Here is a 2,640-nt window from a genome sequence, read left to right as displayed (position 1 = left end):
GGGAAATGGGCGGCTAGGTGAATAGGCTTGCGGTGCTGGCCTTCCCGTGTACTCATTCGCCGATCCCCCAGCGTTGTGCGAGCAACTCATGTGAGCGCAGACGCGCCTGGTGATCATGGGTCACCGACGTGACGACGAGTTCGTCGGCACCGGTGAGGCGTTGCAGGGCGGACAGCCGCTCGGCGACCTCTTCGGCGTCGCCGACGAATTGGGTCTCCAGCCGGTCCTTGACGACGGGCAGTTGCTCTTCGGTCAGCGGGCGGCAATCACCGGGGGCGGGGTAGGGCACCGCGCCCACCCCGGTGCGGATGGAGTACACCCACTGCCCGTAGCCGGCCGCCAGTTGCCGCGCCGTGGCACTGTCGTCGGCCACCACGACGTCGGCGGACACCACGACGTAGGGCTCCTGCAGTGTCGCCGACGGGACGAACGTATCCCGATAAGCCTCGATGGCTTCCAGTGCGGTCGCCGGGGTGATGTGGTAGCTGGCCACGAACGGTAGGCCGTGCGCACCGGCCAGCCGCCCACTCTGGCCCCGAGTACTGCCAAAGATCCAGGGCACCAACCCCGATCGCTCACCCGGCACGGCGTGCACGTCGAATCCCCCGGCCTTATAGCTACCGTCGAGCATCGCGATGATGTCGCCGAGTTGATCGGCGAAGTCGGGCGCCACGGCCTCCGGCTGCTGCAGGATCTCCATCGTCGCCATGACGCGCTCGCTATCCAGCAGTCCCTTGAGGTCGAACGGCAGCGGGATCACCACGCCGTCGACTTCGCGCCACTGCCGGGGCGGGCGATTCTTCGCCGATGGGCGCTTCGGCTTGAACCCGGTGTCGCGCCGCTGCCCGCGGCCGAGGCCGAGGTCGATGCGGCCCGGGTAGAAGGCGTCGAGCATGCCGAAGCTCTCGACCACCGTGGCGGCCGTCGTGTGGCTGAGCTGGACCGCGGCCGACCCGACGTGAATAGTGTTGGTAGCCGCGGCGATCTGCCCGATCAGCACCGCCGGCGCGGAGCTGGCGACGCCGACGAAGTGATGTTCGGCGATCCAGAATCGGCGATATCCCCATTGCTCCGCGCGTTGGGCGAGGTCGATCGTGTTGTGCAACGCCGTCGCGGCGTCACTGCCCGCGCTGATCGGCGACAGGTCCAGGATCGACAGCGGGACGATCGTCACGGGCGCACCTCCGAGTATCGGTTGGGCGCGACAGGCAAACCGAGTCGTTGACGCAGCGTCTCCCCGTCACGGTAGGACGTGCGAAACCGCCTGGCCCGCTGCAGCAGTGGCACTACCTCGTCGACGATCACCGGCAGGTCGGTGGCGTTGACGGCCGGCCGCAGCCGCACACCGTCGACGCCCCGTTGCTGCCAGCCCAGTAGCAGGTCGACCACATCGGCCGGGCTGCCGTCGAAGATCAGTGCGTCAGAACCGAATTCGGTGTCGCCGCCGAATGTCACCACCACGTCGGCATAGACTTTCAAATGCTGCCCGCCGGCCGCCTTGACCTCGTCGAGGATCGAGTCCAGCGACACGTCGTCGCTAGGAGTGATGAAGACGAGATCGGCGCTGGCGGCGGCGAATTCGTAGATCCTCGGCCCATGCGCCAGTGCCGCCACCACCGGCTGCCCCTGCGGTGGACGCGGGGTGATCGACGGGCCCTTCACCGAAAAGTATTTCCCGTGGAAGTCGATGTAGTGCAGCTTGGCCCGGTCGATGTAGCGCGCGGTCAGCTCGTCACGGATGATCGCGTCATCCTCCCAGCTGTCCCACAACCGGCGAACCACCTCGACGGCGTCGGCTGCCTCGTCGAACAATTCGCCGCCGTCGGCGGACGCATCGCGCCGCCCGAACAGCGCGGCCTCATGCGCCGTCGAGCTGACCCGTGGCTGCCAACCGGCCCGCCCCTGCGACACGTGATCCAAGGTGGCGATGGCTTTAGAGATGTGAAACGGCTCGGTATGAGTGACCGTGGCCACCGGAATCAGGCCGATGTGCTTGGTGACCGGCGCGATGCGCGCGGCAACGAGTACGGCGTCGCCGCGGCCGGCCAGCCGCCGCGGGCTGATCGATTCGCTCCGACCAGGCTGGGGCGTCAGCGTGTCGTCGATGGTGAGGAAATCCAGCAGACCACGCTCCGCCGTCGCCGCCAAACCAGACCAATACCGGCCGCTGAAAACGGATTCCGTGGCGGGCTGGGCGGCCAGCGTGGCTCGCCACGCCTGCCGGTGCCAGCCGTAGCCGTCGAGCGCAACGCCCAGATGCAGCTGATCAGTCACGGCAGATCCTTCACGAATGCGATCGGGAAGACCGGGCCCCGCGACGGTAGCGGCTCCGAAAGCCGCGTGTAACCCGTCGATTCATACAGCGCTTCGGCCTCGGGCTGACGGTTGCCTGTGGTCAGGTACACCCGCCGGTAGCCGCGAGCGGCGATGACGTTCTCCAACTCGACCAGCAATGCGGCGGCATAGCCGCAGCGGCGGTGCGCACTATCGGTCCAGATGCGTTTGAGCTCGGCCGTCTCCGCGTCGAATCGCTGGAACGCGCCGCCGGTGACCGTTATCCCGTCGACCTCACCGAGCAGAAAACCGCCATCTGGCGGCGTGAACTCCGCAACAGGCACCGACCGCAACCACGCCATCACG

The 2,640-nt window shown here is 67.4% G+C and carries 3 protein-coding genes; all 3 read right to left on the bottom strand.

Annotated features, from left to right (window positions below; all coding sequences use genetic code 11):
- Positions 1 to 52 precede the first annotated feature (52 nt).
- The gene (locus VGH54_RS28295) at positions 53 to 1,168 is read right to left on the bottom strand and encodes an LLM class flavin-dependent oxidoreductase (RefSeq protein ID WP_331515470.1); all 1,116 of its coding nucleotides are present in this window, start codon (positions 1,166 to 1,168) and stop codon (positions 53 to 55) included.
- A 2-nt stretch (positions 1,169 to 1,170) separates the two neighbouring features.
- Positions 1,171 to 2,274 carry an LLM class flavin-dependent oxidoreductase gene (locus VGH54_RS28290; RefSeq protein WP_331515469.1) on the bottom strand — a complete coding sequence of 368 codons (1,104 nt, stop codon included), beginning with the start codon at positions 2,272 to 2,274 and terminating at the stop codon, positions 1,171 to 1,173.
- Positions 2,271 to 2,640, bottom strand: a 370-nt coding sequence (locus VGH54_RS28285; RefSeq protein ID WP_331515468.1) for a GNAT family N-acetyltransferase, incomplete at its 5' end; no start/stop codon positions are given. The genes VGH54_RS28290 and VGH54_RS28285, both read right to left, overlap by 4 nt.

This window comes from Mycobacterium sp. (genome assembly GCF_036488105.1).
Lineage (GTDB): Bacteria > Actinomycetota > Actinomycetes > Mycobacteriales > Mycobacteriaceae > Mycobacterium.
Note: the sequence above shows the minus strand (reverse complement) of the source record. Positions and strands in the feature narration are given on the sequence as shown.